This window comes from Fervidicoccus fontis Kam940 (assembly GCF_000258425.1).
GTDB lineage: Archaea > Thermoproteota > Thermoprotei_A > Sulfolobales > Fervidicoccaceae > Fervidicoccus > Fervidicoccus fontis.
Map to the genome: position 1 here is coordinate 1105603 of NC_017461.1, position 16147 is coordinate 1121749.

At 36.4% G+C, this 16147-nt stretch carries 16 protein-coding genes and 1 tRNA gene; 10 read left to right on the top strand and 7 right to left on the bottom strand.

Translation table 11 applies throughout. The annotated features are described in order from the left end of the window. Window positions 1–29: 29 nt before the first annotated feature. A complete protein-coding gene (locus FFONT_RS05765) occupies window positions 30–389 on the bottom strand; it encodes a transcriptional regulator (protein WP_014558297.1) in 360 nt (119 codons plus the stop codon). A 96-nt stretch (window positions 390–485) separates the two neighbouring features. Here FFONT_RS05765 and FFONT_RS05770 point away from each other — a divergent pair, with 96 nt between their 5' ends. Both FFONT_RS05770 and sso10a read left to right on the top strand, forming a co-directional pair. Further along, a complete protein-coding gene (locus tag FFONT_RS05770) occupies window positions 486–1682 on the top strand; it encodes a nicotinate phosphoribosyltransferase (protein ID WP_014558298.1) in 1197 nt (398 codons plus the stop codon). A gap of 167 nt (window positions 1683–1849) precedes the next feature. After that, window positions 1850–2509, top strand: a complete 660-nt coding sequence (gene sso10a / locus FFONT_RS05775) for an Sso10a family chromatin protein (protein WP_280101547.1) — start codon at window positions 1850–1852, stop codon at window positions 2507–2509. 6 nt (window positions 2510–2515) lie between these two features. On the opposite strand, the gene FFONT_RS05780 is transcribed toward sso10a, so the two are convergent. Continuing rightward, on the bottom strand, window positions 2516–2800 hold the full coding sequence (locus tag FFONT_RS05780) for a hypothetical protein (protein ID WP_148683731.1): 285 nt from the start codon (window positions 2798–2800) through the stop codon (window positions 2516–2518). A gap of 84 nt (window positions 2801–2884) precedes the next feature. Here FFONT_RS05780 and FFONT_RS05785 point away from each other — a divergent pair, with 84 nt between their 5' ends. The 4 genes from FFONT_RS05785 to FFONT_RS05800 all read left to right on the top strand — a co-directional run bounded on the left by FFONT_RS05785 (window position 2885) and on the right by FFONT_RS05800 (window position 10065). Next, the gene (locus tag FFONT_RS05785; RefSeq protein WP_014558301.1) at window positions 2885–3733 is read left to right on the top strand and encodes a slipin family protein; all 849 of its coding nucleotides are present in this window, start codon (window positions 2885–2887) and stop codon (window positions 3731–3733) included. 1 nt (window position 3734) lies between these two features. Then, complete coding sequence (locus FFONT_RS05790; protein ID WP_014558302.1) at window positions 3735–5075, top strand: NfeD family protein; 1341 nt, start codon at window positions 3735–3737, stop codon at window positions 5073–5075. 77 nt (window positions 5076–5152) lie between these two features. Next, window positions 5153–7342, top strand: a complete 2190-nt coding sequence (locus tag FFONT_RS05795; protein ID WP_014558303.1) for a CDC48 family AAA ATPase — start codon at window positions 5153–5155, stop codon at window positions 7340–7342. A 242-nt stretch (window positions 7343–7584) separates the two neighbouring features. Further along, window positions 7585–10065, top strand: coding sequence for a tRNA(Met) cytidine acetyltransferase TmcA (locus FFONT_RS05800; RefSeq protein ID WP_014558305.1), 2481 nt, complete (start codon window positions 7585–7587; stop codon window positions 10063–10065). 2 nt (window positions 10066–10067) lie between these two features. Here FFONT_RS05800 and FFONT_RS05805 read toward each other — a convergent pair whose 3' ends face one another. The 4 genes from FFONT_RS05805 to thiI all read right to left on the bottom strand — a co-directional run bounded on the left by FFONT_RS05805 (window position 10068) and on the right by thiI (window position 13411). Further along, window positions 10068–11090 (bottom strand): threonine synthase, encoded by a 1023-nt coding sequence (locus FFONT_RS05805; RefSeq protein WP_014558306.1) that lies wholly within the window; start codon window positions 11088–11090, stop codon window positions 10068–10070. 18 nt (window positions 11091–11108) lie between these two features. After that, on the bottom strand, window positions 11109–11354 hold the full coding sequence (locus FFONT_RS05810; protein WP_014558307.1) for a hypothetical protein: 246 nt from the start codon (window positions 11352–11354) through the stop codon (window positions 11109–11111). A gap of 806 nt (window positions 11355–12160) precedes the next feature. Then, window positions 12161–12235 (bottom strand) — tRNA-Arg (locus tag FFONT_RS05815). After that, entirely contained in the window at window positions 12221–13411 is a 1191-nt protein-coding gene (gene thiI, locus FFONT_RS05820; RefSeq protein ID WP_158308326.1) for a tRNA uracil 4-sulfurtransferase ThiI, read from the bottom strand. Before thiI ends, FFONT_RS05815 begins: the two co-directional genes overlap by 15 nt. Window positions 13412–13495: 84 nt before the next feature. On the opposite strand from thiI, the gene FFONT_RS05825 reads away from it, so the two are divergent. Both FFONT_RS05825 and FFONT_RS05830 read left to right on the top strand, forming a co-directional pair. Then, on the top strand, window positions 13496–14071 hold the full coding sequence (locus FFONT_RS05825; RefSeq protein WP_148683732.1) for a hypothetical protein: 576 nt from the start codon (window positions 13496–13498) through the stop codon (window positions 14069–14071). Next, window positions 14055–14336, top strand: a complete 282-nt coding sequence (locus FFONT_RS05830; protein WP_148683733.1) for an acylphosphatase — start codon at window positions 14055–14057, stop codon at window positions 14334–14336. Before FFONT_RS05825 ends, FFONT_RS05830 begins: the two co-directional genes overlap by 17 nt. 124 nt (window positions 14337–14460) lie before the next feature. On the opposite strand, the gene FFONT_RS05835 is transcribed toward FFONT_RS05830, so the two are convergent. Beyond that, entirely contained in the window at window positions 14461–15468 is a 1008-nt protein-coding gene (locus FFONT_RS05835; protein ID WP_014558311.1) for an NAD(P)/FAD-dependent oxidoreductase, read from the bottom strand. Between the two features lie 146 nt (window positions 15469–15614). Between FFONT_RS05835 and FFONT_RS05840 the strand changes: the two genes are divergently transcribed. Next, window positions 15615–15794 carry a hypothetical protein gene (locus tag FFONT_RS05840; protein WP_409335739.1) on the top strand — a complete coding sequence of 60 codons (180 nt, stop codon included), beginning with the start codon at window positions 15615–15617 and terminating at the stop codon, window positions 15792–15794. A 5-nt stretch (window positions 15795–15799) separates the two neighbouring features. After that, window positions 15800–16147, top strand: coding sequence for a hypothetical protein (locus FFONT_RS05845; protein ID WP_014558312.1), 348 nt, complete (start codon window positions 15800–15802; stop codon window positions 16145–16147).

The window sequence follows — 16147 nt, forward strand, 5'->3', positions numbered from 1 at the left end:
TGTAAGTTTAAGCTTTTTTATAAAGATCCTTACAATAATATACTTCCTTTCATTGATGATGAGCTTTCAGTTATATAAAACCATGGTCCTTCTATTCTGAACGACTTGCACTTGGGACACTTCGATGGCCTTTTTGCCTTTCTGTTGTCTTTGAAAGTGTATCCGCAATTTAAACATCTTGCAGGCAAAATTGCTATTCTTTCTTTACCATTGCTTCTGCTTTTTAAGCTTAAGGCTAAATGCTCAATATCTTCTTCTACTTTTCTTTTCTCTCTAACTGAATAACCAAGCATATTAATTATATCTTCAACAGTCAAAGGGATAGGAGAATTTTTGAGGATTAAATATATTTTTTCTCTGGTAGTAAGAAAATTTTCTTCCCCGCTCAAAATAATTGACCTCGAAAAGCTTTAGAATACTAATATAAGTTATAAAAACTTCATTAATTTATTTTAATTATTTTAATATAACAAGTTTTTGAAAAGGTGAAATTTTTGAGAAGAAAATTCTACATTGCCACTGATGAGGAAATTTTAAATGGAGAGGCAACAGATGTCTACTTTACAAGAGTTGAAAAAATTTTAGAAAGTGCAGGATTAAAGGACAAAAAAGTCAGAGCAGAATTTCATACTTATGGGCTACCTAAAGATTACAGCTGGGCTATATTTGCTGGATTAGAGGAGGCACTTAATGTTCTTGAAAACCACAAGGTAGATGTTTATGCGTTGCCAGAAGGCATACTTTTCAGGGAAAGAGAACCTGTAATGCTAATTGAAGGAGAATACTATGATTTTGCACTTTATGAGTCTATAATATTGGGAATTTTAAGACATTACACAAGCATCGCAACGAAAACCGCTAGAATAAAATACGCAGCAGGAAATAAACAGGTTCTATTTTTCGGTTTAAGATCTCTACATCCAGCGCTTGCTCCACTTGCAGATAGAGCAGCTTTGATAGGAGGCGCGGATTCTGTCAGCGGGGTTCTATCAAAAAAATATCTTGGAGTAGAACCTTCTGGAACTATGCCCCACAGCCTGATGATAATAGTGGGCGATCAAGCTAAGGCTTGGAAGCTGTTTGATGAAAATATAGATGAAAGCGTTCCAAGAATAATACTTGTTGATACTTTTTGGGATGAAAGAATAGAAACTGAGCTTGCAATGAAAACTTTAGGGAAAAAGCTTTATGGTGTTAGGCTAGACACTCCAAGCTCACGAAGAGGGAATTTCAGAAAAATTATTGAAGAGGTTAGATGGGCTCTAGACCTTAATGGATTCAAAAATGTAAAAATTATAGCAAGTGGAGGGTTAAATGAAGAAGATATTAATGAGCTTAAGGATATCGTTGATGCTTTTGGTGTTGGGACGTCTATAGCATTTCCTCCAAGCGTAGATATTAGTATGGACATCGTTGAAGTATATGAAAATGGAGAGTGGATACCTAGAACAAAAAGAGGTAAGTTGCCAGGTGCAAAGAAAATTTATAGATGCCCAGGATTTAAAGACCAGATATTGCCTTGGAACAAATCTCCTGAGAAATGTGAAGATGGCAGTGAGCCGAAGCTTTTATTAAAGAAATATATTGAAAATGGGAAATTGATCGAACCTCTTCCGGACTTAAAAGAAATTCGAAAATTAGTTCTATCTCAACTCAATGAGCTTGCAAATATCACTTTTTAAGATTTTTTGCAACTGAAAGGTTTCGCTCTTCAGAGCGTAAGGAGGTCAGCTAAAGTCGGTATAAAAGAGTTATAACTTAATAATTAATATAAATTTAACGAATATTTTATTATCTTCAAAAATTACATATGAATAAAATATTAAAAAACGAATGGGGATGATGCGTTATTTCCAACGAAACAGAAGAAGAGAGAAAATATAGGTCAGACACTGAAATCTTATATGAAATAATGAATGTTATTTCCAGTGGAGGAGATTTTGGGATAAAGAAGACTCATTTGATGTATAAGACCAACTTAAATTCCAAAATGCTTCAAAAATATCTCGACATACTTCAGAGAAATGGACTGATAATAGAAGAAAGTAAGGGAAAGCAGAAAATAATAAAAATGACGCCAAAAGGAAAAAGCGCATACTTTTCATTAAAGATGTTTTCTTCCTATCTCAACATAGTACAGACTCCGCAGGAAATTGTTGAAATATATGAAAGATTAAGAGGATTAAAGGGAGAAAATGTTAACATAAGTTACAACAGTATGCTCTTAGGAAAAAGCGGAATAGAATATGCGGCTTTAGTTGTAATTACAAAAGAGAAAGATAGGTACGTAGTTGGACATGTGCTAAGTAAAAACAAGCTTGATATGGTAGTAGATCTTATGCAGTATATAATTATGATGCTAGATACAAATTCAAAAATTATATTAATAGTTTCAGATGAAAGCATTTCAAAAATAATACCGGAAAAATTGGAAAATGATATCAAAATAATTCCATTAGAACCAAAAGAGAACTTGATTGAAAGGATCAGGAATTCGATAAAAATCTAAAGTCCCTTATTTTTCAACTCTTTCTAATACTGTCTTCATTGCTTCCTCCTCTTTCATCGATGAGTACCTTTTTGCCTTTGAATATAGGGCTTTTAGTTGTTCATTTGAAGCGTAATCAATTGGAAATCCTTTCTCGTTATTCTCTTCCCACAACTTGTATAAAATTTCCATAATTTTTGATACTTCTGAATCGGAGAAATATGCTGCCTTTATCCAGTTGCTGGGATTTTCGTCTATCATAGATATGATTTCCAGTTTCATTCTTTCATTTTGGTTATACTTCTTTTCCATTTCCATCACCTTTTGTCATCTTTTATTTAAATAAAAAAGTAAATATAACCATTTTTCTTAATTAAATTAATTAAGGGAAAAGTTATGGATGCATATACTTTAGTTTCAAACCTAACAACTATAATATTCATCATCATAATATTGATAATTTTCCTTTCAATGGCTATAAAAGTAGTCAGAGAATATGAGAGGGCTGTTGTCTTTAGGCTTGGAAGGCTACTTGGAGCAAAAGGTCCGGGACTTTTCTTCATAATTCCTTTTGTAGATAGGCTTTTAAAAGTGGATTTGAGAATTGTTGCGGTTGATGTTCCTGAGCAAAGGAGCGTTACGAGGGATAATGTTTCAGTAGGAGTTGATGCAGTAATCTATTATAAAGTTCTAGACCCAGTAAAGGCTATTATGGCTGTGGAAAACTACTCATATGCTGTTCTCATGCTTGCGCAAACAACTTTGAGGGATGTAATCGGGCAGGTAGAGCTGGATGATCTTCTTTCAAAAAGAGAAGAGCTAAATAAGAGAATTCAGGGGATATTGGACGTGCTGACCGATCCCTGGGGCATAAAAGTGACTGCAGTTACTTTAAAAGAGGTAAAATTACCGGACACAATGTTAAGGGCATTAGCTAAGCAAGCTGAAGCCGAACGGTTTAGGAGGGCGAGAATAATTGAGGCAGAGGGTGAGAGGCAGTCTGCTAGTATAATGTCTGAAGCTGCAACATTTTATGAATCTCATCCAATGGCTATGAGACTTAGAGAGCTTCAAACCCTTATTGAAATCGCTAGAGAGAAGAATCTGATAATTGTGACTCCAGAGAGTAGGGGTGAAATTCTTGGGACCGTAGTAGGTCTTACAAAAGGTATCCAGGTAGGTGGAAAAGAAACTTCAACCTCTTCTCCCATGAAAGCTTCAAGTGAGTCAGAAAGTGAAACATAAAATGAGTCTGAAAGCTAAAGCATTGTTTTTCATAGTGGTTTTTTTATTATTATTTTTGCTTTTTTCTGAGAGTAAGATTTCATATGCTCAAAGCAATAATGTTATAGGAAACAGAGTGATAGTCATAACTGTTAGCGGTGTAATTGATTCGGCGGTAGAAGAATATGTAAGCAATGCAATTGCAGTAGCAGAGAAAGAGCATGCGATTTTAGTTATATATCTAAATACTCCAGGAGGTCTTCTCGATTCTGCGATGAACATCGCTATAGATATCGATAAATCTACCATTCCTGTGATTGGATTCGTAGTAGATAAATGGGCGGAGAGTGCTGGAACACTGATTTTTGTCTGCACACATATAGCTGCAATGCAACCGGGAACAATAATAGGTTCCATGCAACCTATTGAATATGATCCTACTACTGGAACATATACATTAGTGAATGATACTAAAATAATCAACCCGATACTAAAGTTTCTAGATGAGCATGCTGGAAATAAAGATAGAAATTTAACGTCAATACATGATTTCGTGTTGGAAAATTTAAATTTGGGGCCTCAAGAGGCTCTGGAGTATCATGTTATTAACTATATAGCTTATAACATCGACGACCTTCTTAGGCAAATTAATGGAACGCAGGTTTACCTCCCAGGTACAAACATCACATATATAATAAATACTTCGTCTTATACATTAGAATATTTTGATATGAATATAAGAGAATATATTGTGCATGCGATATCAGATCCTACTCTTTCCACACTTATGTTATCCTTAGGCATGATGATCATATTATTCGGCATACTTTCAGGGCATCTAGGAGTAGTTCCTGCAGGCATTCTTCTACTTCTTCTTGGATTTGTAGGAAATGGTTATAGTATAAGTGCAACAAGCATATTACTAATTCTCTTTGGGAGCATTTTATTGGTTGTAGAGCATTTCATTTCTAGTTTTGGAGTTGCAGGAGGGATTGGGATAGTTATGATCGTCCTTGGCATAGCTTTAGCACCAACATCAATAGGTTTTTCTTTTAGTGAGCAGTATGCACAGAGTGTTTTATACTCCGCATATGCCGTTGGAGTAGTTTTAGGGGCAATTACCGCTTTCATCATTTACAAAATAATAGCGGTCAGAAGGAGGAAGCCTTTTTCATGGAAATTAGAGGGCGCTTTAGGGAAAGCAGTTGACCCTATTTCACCTGACAATGAAGGCTTTGTAGTAATTGATGGAGAATACTGGAAAGCTAAAAGCGAAAGCGAAAGTATTTCTCCTGGCGATGAGGTTATTGTAGTGAAAAAAGAAGGACCAATTCTTATTGTTAGGAAAAGGATAGAAAAATAATACATATGCGTAAATTATATATTTTTGCATATAGTTAATATTTTTGACAAATCTTCTAAATTTAAGGTGTTGTTATTATGAGCGAAGAAGTTAGAGCTATTGTAGCAGAAGCAAAATCAAGAGATGTCGGTAAGAAAAGGGCTAGGGTTTCATTTAGGTTAATGAGCAAACTAGGAGTTACTTCTGGAGACTTTATTGAAATAGAAGGTAGAAAAGGAACTACATTAGTTCAAGTTTGGCCTGCTTACCCAGAAGATGAAGATAAGGATTATATCAGAATTGATGGTGTAATAAGGAATGCGATAGGTGTTAGCGTTGGTGAGACTGTAACAATTAGAAAGGCAGAAGCATCTCCGGCAACAAAGATAGTGTTGGCACCTACTGGTATAGAAGGCAAGCTTAGTAAGGATTATGTAGAATACTTTGAAAACTTACTTAAAGAGGAGCTTAGCGGGAAACCTCTGAAGAGAGGCGAAACGATCATCGTTCCGCTTTCATTCTTTGGCTCTGAGCTTACATTTGTTGTTACTAATACACAACCCACAACAAATGTCTTTGTTACAAGTTCTACAGAAATTCAAGTAAGAGAAGAGCCGGTGAAGGAGGGAGAAATAGTAGGAGAAATTCCTAAAGTTACTTGGGAGGACATCGGAGATTTAGAAGAAGCCAAAAGGAGGCTAAGGGAAATTGTAGAACTTCCCATGAGGCAACCACAACTATTTAGGCATTTAGGTATAGAGCCTCCCAAAGGAGTTCTACTCTATGGACCTCCAGGAACCGGAAAAACCTTACTCGCAAAAGCATTGGCAAATGAAATTGGAGCCTACTTTGTAGCAATAAATGGTCCTGAGATTATGAGCAAGTTCTACGGAGAGAGTGAACAGAGGCTGAGGGAAATATTCCAGCAAGCACAGGAAAATGCACCTGCCATAATATTTATTGATGAAATTGACAGTATTGCACCAAAAAGAGAGGAAGTCACCGGTGAAGTGGAAAGAAGGGTCGTCGCTCAATTGTTAACGCTTATGGATGGTCTGAAGGAAAGAGGAAGAGTTGTTGTTATTGGAGCTACAAACAGACCAGATGCGCTCGATCCAGCTTTAAGAAGACCGGGAAGGTTTGATAGAGAAATAGAAATCGCCCCTCCAGATGTTAAAGCCAGAAAAGAAATATTAATGGTTCATACAAGAAACGTTCCATTGGCTGAAGATGTCGATCTTGATAAGCTCGCTGCTATAACTCATGGATTTACCGGAGCAGATCTTGCTGCTTTAGTAAAAGAGGCAGCAATGAATACTATTAGGAGGTTTATCGAAGAGAAAAAAGTAGATTTGGACAAGCCGATTAAGCCTGAGCTTTTGAAAGATGTAAAGGTCACATGGAGCGATTTTATGAATGCGCTTAAAGATGTGAATCCGTCGCTTATTAGAGAAATATATGTAGAGGTTCCAAATGTTAAGTGGAGCGATATAGGTGGGCTTGAAGAGGCAAAACAGCAGCTGAGAGAGGCAGTTGAGTGGCCTCTCAAGTACCCTGAGATATATGAAAAAATGGGAGTAAGACCTCCAAGAGGCGTATTACTCTTTGGACCTCCTGGTACTGGGAAAACGATGCTCGCTAAGGCTGTTGCAACTGAGAGCGAGGCGAACTTTATAGCAGTCAGAGGTCCAGAGGTGTTGAGCAAGTGGGTTGGAGAGAGTGAGAAAGCTATAAGGGAAATATTCAGGAGAGCAAGACAGGTCGCTCCGACTGTCATCTTCTTTGATGAAATTGATTCAATTACTCCTGCAAGAGGATTAAGGTATGATTCTTCTGGAGTGACAGATAGGATTGTCAATCAATTACTTACGGAAATTGACGGAATACAACCTCTTTCAAACGTTGTTGTTATTGGAGCTACAAACAGACCAGACATACTAGATCCTGCTCTATTAAGACCGGGAAGGTTTGATAGATTGGTGTATATTCCTCCGCCAGACAAAAAGTCGAGGTTAGACATATTAAAAATACATACGAGAAAAGTTCCTCTTGCAAGTGATGTAGATTTAGAAAAGCTGGCAGACATGACTGAAGGCTACACTGGCGCAGATCTGGAAGCTTTAGTTAGAGAAGCAGTGATGCTCGCTCTTAGGGAAAAACTTGAAGCTAGACCTGTTGAGTTCAAATACTTCCTTAAGGCCATGGAGACTGTAGGACCATCGCTGACTAGAGAAGAAGTAGAAAAGTATGAGAGGCTGGCAAAGCAGCTTAAAAAAATGACGATCTGAGCTTTCAATGGAATTTTTTAATTTAGGATTATCATGAGTGGCAAGTGTGTTATTCCCGATCCACGAATTTCCCCTCCTCTTCATTTATGTTCAAGAATTTGGTATTGACGCTTTAAGCTCAGCTCTACCTCTATATTGCATAAATGATGAATGTTCATATAATGTTTGAGTCACTAATAGCAAAACTTCAAAGTATTGCTTTACGAGAGATATCTTAGCTTAAAAAGGTGGTATCTACGACTATGAAGAGAGAAGAAATAGAAGCTATAGCTTCTGACTACATAAAAACTATAGGAAAAGAACCTCCGCACGAGATTAAAAAGTTTGCAAGAAGATTGAGAGATAATACTGAAAAATACGTAAAACTGAAATATAGAAGACTGGTTGTCGTTTCTGGCGGTGATGAAAAGAAACAGGGGTTCATAAGCGGGTATATTACTTATCATTATCTGCTTGAACTATCGAGGCTTAGAGGCGGAAAAAAGTTAAAGTTACTTTATATGTATCATGATGAGTATGAAGAAGCCAGAATTAGGAAGGAGACTTTTAGACAATTTATGAAAATGGCCAGAAAAAAACTACAAAATATTGAAAGAAATATTGACGTCTATGAAAAAAGTGACAGATATTTAGGAACAAGCTATGACGTCCTTATTTTAGACCTAACTAACGACTTAAGACCTAACGATATTGGAAAGCTTGTAGAAATAGTAAACGGTGGAGGTCTCATTATTTTCCTAACGCCCGATTTAGAAAAGTGGGACAGATGGATGACGGCATTCAAGCAAAAGCTTGTAGTACCAGGATTTAATGAGCCTAGACATATATTTATAAGATGGTTCAAAGAAACCATATTAGACTCAGACAGCACTTATGTTTATGATGCAGAAAAAGACCAGCTCGTTAAGAAATTCTATGTACAGAGGGTAAAAGGAGAAGAAAAGAAGTCCGAAGTAGTGAGAGAAAAGGGGCTCAAAGAAAAACACATATTTGACGAAAGATTATATTCGCTAGCCTTAACTGAAGATCAACAAAAGGTTTTAGAAGTTATGGAAGAACTTCTAGGGAAGACGAAAAAGAAAAAGGTACTTGTAATTACATCTAACAGAGGGAGAGGAAAATCTTCCGTACTAGGAATTGGGGTAATAGCTCTTGCTAATCATATGAGTCAGTTTAAGCACAAAGTCAGAATATTAGTGACGGCACCAGAAATCACAAACGTTCAATCTCTTTTTGACTTGGCATATCTTTCAGCAAAATCAATAGGCTTAAACGTGAAACTGTTGAAGAAGGGCGGAATGATAATAGAAATACAAGGGCAAAATTTTAGTATAGAGTATTGGGAGCCAATAAATATTCCAAAGATAAAGGGCGATGTGGTTGTAGTAGATGAGGCTTCTGGAATTTCAGTGCCGCTTCTACTGAAAATATTAAAAACACACAAAAGGCTTATCTTTTCAGCGACCATACATGGATATGAAGGCGCAGGAAGGGGATTTTCTGTCAGATTTTTAGGAAGCTTAAGAAAAGACCCTAATGTAGAATTAAGTACATGTGAGATGAAAACCCCAATACGATATGGAGAAGGAGATCCTATAGAAAAGTGGCTCTACAGAGCGCTACTTTTGGATGCGGAACCTACGGACCTTAGTGACGACGATCTGACAAAAATAAAGAACCAAGAGCTTGAATATGTATATTTAGATCCTGCTGAGTTATTTAAGAAAGAAAATGAAGAACTACTGAGGCAACTCTTTGGTATATTCGTTTTAGCTCATTACAGAAATCAGCCAGACGACTTAGCAATGATGGCAGACGCGCCACATCATATGATAAGGGCTGTTATGATAAAGGGGACAAATAAGATTGTATGTTCTCTTCAAATTGCAGTTGAGGGAGGGTTGGATTCGCAAACAGTTGATACTTTGCTTAGAGGAAACAAAATACAGGGAAACATAATCCCGGATAGAATTATAAAACATTTAAGAATATGGGAAATGGGATGGCTGAGAGGATATAGAATTGTGAGAATCGCAACACATCCTGAAGTTCAAAACTTAGGAATAGGGTCTTTTGCATTAGAAAGGCTTTATGAAGAAGCAAGACAGAAATCGTTTGACTGGATTGGGAGCGGATTTGGCGCCAATTACAGTCTCTTGAACTTTTGGATAAAAAACAAGTTTATACCTGTTCATATTAGTCCGGACAAAAATCCGATCAGTGGAGAATATACAGTGATTGTTATAAGACCGATAAACCATATTGCTGAAAAAATCACAAGAGAAGGGCAAATTTACTTGAGAAAGAAAATTGTAAAGGGAATGCGGGATGTATATAAGGAGATGGAGCAGGACCTTGCATTATTGATATTGAATTCTATAGAAAAGATGGAAATTGAAATTCCTAAGCTTCATCCTATAGATGTTGATAGATTATGGATATATGTTTATGGTCCAATGACGTATGAAGCTATAAGTGATGTCTTTTTAGATTTGGCAATATATTACTTTCTTGGAGATATGGAAAAGTTAGTTGAGTTGAATAACGAAGAAAAAATAATACTTTTAGCAAAAGTATTGCAAGGAAAAGATTGGAGTGAAATGTCAAAGATGTTGAGAAGAAGGAGAATCGATCTGATGCTCATATTAAAGGATATTGCAAAAAGAATGCTAAACAGCTATTACAATAAAAACCTAGAGTCATCTGTAGGCTATCATATATAAGATCAAATTGAATGAAGATACTTTAGTCCTGAACCCGTTAATGGAATAAGAATTTTACTACCTATCAATTCTTCTCTGTTAAGTAACTCAAAAGCCTTCCACACTACCGAACTCGAAGGCTCGACAATAAACCCTCTACTGTAGAGATTCCTCATTCCTTCTTTTATATCTTCATCATCTACGATTATACCTCCTCCTTTAGTTTCATTTATTGCATTGATTATATCATTGATTCTTGCAGGATTGCTAACAACAAGCGCGTCTGCAGAATCGCTTCTTCCTTGAGATTCATGTACAATTTTTACTTTTCCCCTCAAATAGCCGGTTCTAGTCGGCTGAACAGCCCAAATCTTAGGCAATCCTCCGTTCTTATCGATATTTCTCTTAAAGCCCTCAAATATTCCAAGCAATAGAGTTCCTGAAGCAAGTGGAACAATAACGTCAGTTATGCCAATTGTTTTCTTGAGCACTTCTTCTACTAAAAATGACATTCCATAGTTGAATATTGGATTTACCATGTGCCCTATGTAGCACGCATTTTCATATTTTTTTGCCATTTTTACTGCAAGATTAAAGGCTTCCTCCCTTGTCTCAGTTATCGTGAGCTTTGCACCGAGAAGGTTTAAAAGTTTTTTCTTAGATTCAGCTATAGTTTTTGGGGAAAAAATATAGGATTCTCTATTGACCCTTCTTGCGTAAACAGCTGTGCTTATTCCTGTATTTCCAGAAGAGTCTTCAATAAAAGATGAGCATTTTTTCTTCAAAAAGTATTGCACTGTAGCTGATGTTCCTCTATCTTTAAAGCTTCCTGTGGGATTCAAATATTCAAGCTTAAAAAAGAGTTCTTTTCCTCCTATCTTTTCCTTTACAAGCGGCGTATTTCCTTCTCCCATGATCCTATATCTAAATATCTTGGGCTTCTTGGCCAAGTTTAGCGAAGAACCACAATAAGGACATTTCCAATCTTTAGGCGCATCCTCGAACTCCTTTCCGCATTTTGGGCAGATAAATGTATAGCCTTCCATTCTGTTCACTGATTATATCTACTGTACATTGAGAGTCCTTAAAATTATCGGCGCAAGATGTTCAGGTTTGCTATACCACTTGTCATATTTATATGTCTGCCCTTTGTATGATAGTTCTATATAGTCTCCCTTATCAGTAATCGTCATTATGATCTCCATGTCCTTCACTAGTCTAAGCATCTTTTCCTTAGGCAATATCTTTATACCTGCGGCATTTAGCTTTACTGATATTTGTTCTTTTAATTGTTCTAAATAGTCTGCCATTTTTGATACCTCCTAATAAACTGATTAACCTTAAATTTGATTTTAGTAGGTTAAAATTTTTTTACCTGAGTTTCTTTCTGTTACGAATGATGATGAGATCAAGATTTAAACAACTTTAAAGATTTATTCTATTTAATCTACGCATTTCCTTTTGTCAGGAGGTTCGCAAAAGGTCAAAGCAAAATATTAAAAACATATTGAAGTGCTAGGGAAAATACCCTATTTACCTATCTTATATGCAGATTAAAGATGTAAGCTTGAAACAAGTGTAAACTGATATCCGATTTTAGGGAACTTTAATCTTTTATAGCAACGAGAAGGTCAAAGAATCAACTATAACTCCTTTTGTTACTTTATTTAAAAGATATCTTTATTCTTTTCTCTCTTGGATACAATTTCAAGAACATCTGGGATTATTCCCTTTCTACTAGGTTCTGATAAACTCTCCAAATTCTTTTTACTATGACAGAACTCATATCAAATACATTTTCTTTTAGGAGTCTTATAGCTATTTCAGGAAATTACTCTGGATGAAGTCCTTTGGCCATTAATGAGGCTTCTTTACAGCTTCTACTATGTCTCTGTTACTTGGAAATCAGGCCTTTCCCCGGTTTATTTTCACTTTCATATTTTTTCATCAAGAAGGTCCCCAGGTATGAATTCGCCATAATCAAATTCATCTTTTATCAGAAACACCTGTAACTACATTATTAAATAATATATTGTTATGTAAATAATAAATTTAGCAACAATAAATAATTAATTGTTTTTTGTTAGAAATCTTAGACTTTTGTAAATAATGTACACGGGCCCGCGGGGATTTGAACCCCGGATCACCGGCTCCGGAGGCCGGCGCCCTATCCTGGCTAGGCTACGGGCCCGCTACTACAGAGATCCTTTTTTTCAATCTTTTTCACGTTATCTAAGACGTTTTGCTTAATTTCATTAAGTGGCAAGTACTTTTCAAAAAAGGTTTCAAGCTTTTTTCCATCCACTGCGGTACTTGCTTTACTAGAAGCAATAGCACAAAATTCTGGGACTCTACTACTCACCTCATAAGTTCCCACTTTTTTTGATAGCTCTATTATTTCTTCTTTATCAAAGCCAATCAATGGCCTAAATACTGGAATATCGATAAAGCTCTCTGTAACTGCAAGGTTATGAACAGTTTGGCTTGAAACTTGTGCTAGGTTTTCTCCTGTTGAAATGGCTTTTATCCCAAGCGACTTTGCGAGCGCTTCAGCCCCTACATACATAGATACCTTAAGCGCGACGGTTCTATATCCTTCTGGGAAGTAATTAAACAGGTACGGGAATATCCACCTATGTTCTACGATGTACACATTCTGGTTTGGACCGTAGGACCAGCCGCATATAAGCTTCTTTGCAACATCTAGGAAGTACTCTTTATGTTCTTTCCCTCCTATGTTAAAGAACAGTATATCAACAGGTGAGCCTCTCTTCATGAGCATCCATGCAGCAACAGGCGAGTCAAATCCTCCGGAAACGAGAGAAAGTATCTTCAACTCGCTACCTAAAGGTAAACCGCCAACACCATTTATGATATCTTTATATACAAAAAACAATCCCTTTCTAGCTTCTACATATATGGATATTTCAGGGGACTCCAAGTTCACTTTTCCAGCTCCCATTTCCTGAAGCTTCGCGCCTATCCTTCTTTCTATGTCTTTGCTTGTAAATCTATTTTCGTCGGCCCTTCTCCCTCTAACCATAAATACTTTTCCCCTAACATCTTCAATTGAAGCCTCGCTCACCTTATCTACCAAGTCGTCTAGATCTCTATACTCGCCCATCAGAGCAGGGCTTGAGCTTGTAACCCCAAAAACCCTAGAAATTAACTCGGCCTCCTTCCTCGGATCCTCAGGAGTTGTTACTAAAACTCTGCCAGGGATAACTCTTACAATCGATCTTTCGAATCCATTAGATTTCAAAGCATTTTCGATATTCTTTGCTAAAATTGATTGCATTCTTCCCCTTGTAATTTTTCCCTTTATGCCTATTTCTCCAAATCTTGCTATAATACAGTTTGCATCCATTTTTTTCCAACTCATTGATATAAGTATATTATAAAACTTTATAATTAAAAAAATAAAAAATATTGAGTTTGAAAGGTGGCTTGCTTGAGTGAAGATGACAGAAGCAGAAAGATATTCTATATATTGGGAATAAGTGGGCTACTAGCTGTAATATTCTTAATAGGCGCAATAGTATATGCTGAAATAGACACTCCATCTTTAAAGCCTATGTATTCGCAGCCTGGACTTAAGCTTGATTATTTAATGAACGTCAGCTTTGGTAATTTTTCAGTACAGTATGTTAGAATTGAAACGGTTGTAAGTAGATATCCTCCTTATAACTATACAGTGAATGTAATTGTTGCAAACACAACGCAGTTCCCTCCTCCACCTAGAACGATAGAATATAACAATAACGTCACATTTCCGATGGGAAACGGATATGCAATGGAAGGGTTGCAACTAAATTCTCTAGTTCCAATCGGCACTGTAGATTACGAGCTGAATGGAGTTAAAATTTTAGGTGAAAGGTTTCTTGACCCACAAACAGGTTCAATAATAACAGTTGATCTCGATAAGGGGATAATTTTAGAAGTGAGATACTCTTACTACGGAGTGCTTAACGATATAAAACTTATTGACATGAGCGGGGGCTCTCTTTCTTATGCCTGGTCTCGCTAGGGTGCACATAAAAGTCTACGGCATAGTTCAAGGGGTTTTTTTCCGCTCCTTTACTAGGAAAGTAGCAAAAGAATTGAACGTAAAAGGATGGGTAAGGAACTGTATTGATGGCAGCGTAGAGATAGTCGCAGAAGGGGAAGAAGACGCTCTGTTTAAACTAATAAATGAGGTAAAGAAGGGCCCCCCTGCTGCTGTGGTAGAAAATGTAGATGTAAGCTGGGAGGAGTATAGAGGTGAATTTGACGATTTTGTGATCATTAGGTAGATTTCTCATTGCGATGGAAGTTTAAACTCTCTTATGGAATAATGATTTTATTTTAAAGCAAATTACACATGCACTAAAGTGTATAACGAAAACTCCTCATTTATTCTCCCGAATTTTATAGTATTTAAATTTTGAAAAGCACTTTCCTAGGGTCAATTACATTTTTGGTAATATAATCGTCAATAGCATGTTTAATTCTTCTCAGAAGACTTCTTCTCATTGATAAAGGGAGCTTTTGGTATATTGTTAAGAGATTATATTGTAGTTTAAGTTGATCGGAAAGCTCTTTGAAGTCTGCGTGGTTTATTACAGTGTTGTAAGCTTTATTGAAGTCCCTCAATTCGATCAGAAATTTTCCCAATAGTGAGGACTGAACATATGAAGGTCTTATTCCTTCTCCAGTTAGAGAAAAGACTGTTCCGTTAGCTTCTCCAATCGTATAGCCAAAAGTATATATGGGCTTAGCTCGATATTGAAGAGTTATTAGCGATGTCTTTATGTTCAAAATTCTTAAGTTTCTAAATTTTTTATTCATAAACTCCATTAGCTTGCTTGTAGGGTTCTTTATCAGCAAAGACCCATATCCAACGTTTATTAATTTTCCAGCACTGGGAAAAACCCAGTAGAATCCTATATTTTCTGCGTCAAAAATCAGTTTTACTTCACTTTCAAGAGAAAGATCTGAGGAAATAATCGCTCTAGCTATAGGTATTTTCCTCAACTTATTGAATGAAAATGGACCAGTAGCATCTATAACTAGATCCTCGCTACCATTTTTTTCTTTAAATGGATTTACTTTTTCGTAAGAAAGCAGTATACCGCTTTTTTCTGCATACCTTCTGTGCTCTTCAATCCACTTCCTTTTATCTATGATGAACCATTTTCCTGAGGAGTAATGTCTTTCTTCTATTAAATTTTCTCCGTCGTAAATGTAGAAGTCTTTTATTTCGTGCAATATTTCTGGTTCAACATAATAGATATTCATGTTTAAGTTCAGAAGCGCCTCTCCGCATGGCTTCTCATAATTTCTCTCTCCATCATATACTTTTATTTTTTCATCTTTTCTACTGTTGATAAGGTAGCTTATTGCAAATGAAATGCCAGAGGGTCCTCCTCCCACTATTTTTATCATAATCAACCACTCCTTTTAAATATGTTTTTGAAAAATTTATAAGCTTAAATAACAAGAGAAAAGAGTTGACTTTTAATAAAAGGTGAGTTAGTGTGTCAGTAGGAAAGGTCAAAGGAATTAACACTCACGGACATTTAGGATGGGTTATGAAAAAGTGCAGGATCTGTGGCAAACATCTTGATGTAACGAGGAACATTGTTTATAAGTGCCCTAACTGTGAGAAAAAATATGATGCTTACTTCTGCGAATCAGATGCAAAGGTCCTGCACTACAGATGCCCATACTGCCACGGTCAGCTAGTTCTCTTCTCAGAGAAACCCGGTTGAAAGTTATGCCAACAAGGAGTATATGGCTAAATAACTACGAAAGGGTTACAGAAGTTTTTTCTCCAGAACTCAATACTTATGTATACTTTATTGATATCTTCAAGCAATGTAAAGTGCTTAAAAATTTAGAATGTAAAGAAATATCTTCAACAGAGGGAAAACTTTCATTATTTAGTTGTGAGTTAAAAGTGGAAGCAATAAATTCGGCCGTAAGCCTAGAAGTTTTAGTTGATTCAGAACACGATATTACTCAGGCGATAAGCGTACACTTTTCTAGAAGTCTTCCCCTCGATCCTCAGCTTTTAATGAAAGTAAAAGAAGAAGTGAGCATTTTCTTAGACAAAAATTGTTGA